1 protein-coding gene is annotated in these 623 nt (G+C 56.8%); it reads right to left on the bottom strand.

The features are described from left to right. Nucleotides 1-183: 183 nt before the first annotated feature. Nucleotides 184-474, bottom strand: a complete 291-nt coding sequence (locus DSOL_RS26265; protein ID WP_207649692.1) for a hypothetical protein — start codon at nt 472-474, stop codon at nt 184-186. Between the last annotated feature and the right edge of the window lie 149 nt (nt 475-623).

Below are 623 nucleotides of genomic sequence, written 5' to 3'. Positions count from 1 at the left end.
TTCAGGAAATTACGAGAAGGCAGTTGCCAAAGAAAGAAATGCAAATGAGATGGCTCATTGCGATCGGCAATTGCAGGAGCTTTTTTTGTGGTTGTGGGCATCTATTCTGATGTCTACGGGAATTAAGATTTGAAATGTCGGCTTGCGATTTAATGGACTGCGATAGGCAATCACAAGTCTTGATTATACCACTACCTGCTCCAACACCAACTCTACGCCATAGCGCTCCCGGGCGGCTTGCCGCATTTCCTCGATGACGGCCAGAATATCGGCTCCGGTGGCAGCGCCGGCGTTGACGATGATGCCGGCGTGGCGGGGCGATATTTGCGCGCCGCCGATGGTAAACCCCTTTAATCCCGCTTCTTCCATGATCTGGCCGATGGGGGGCGCGGCTTCGGGGCGGCGAAAGACGCTGCCGGCGCTCGGGAGATTGTAGGGGAGCTTGCTGCGGCGCAGTTTACCGATACGGCCCATTTCATGCAGGAGTTACAGCCGGTTCGGCCGGGGGCAGGCGCAGCGTGACACCCAAGATCACCGTGTCCGTACCCTGGAAGGCGGTCAGCCGGTAGGATGGGCGGCATTGTTTCCGCGATAAAACAGCCCTTTCGCCCGTTGCCGGATAA

Source organism: Desulfosporosinus metallidurans, assembly GCF_001936615.1.
Taxonomy (GTDB): Bacteria; Bacillota; Desulfitobacteriia; order Desulfitobacteriales; family Desulfitobacteriaceae; genus Desulfosporosinus; species Desulfosporosinus metallidurans.
The sequence above is the reverse complement of the archived record's forward strand: the minus strand, read 5'-3'. Positions and strand labels throughout refer to the sequence as shown.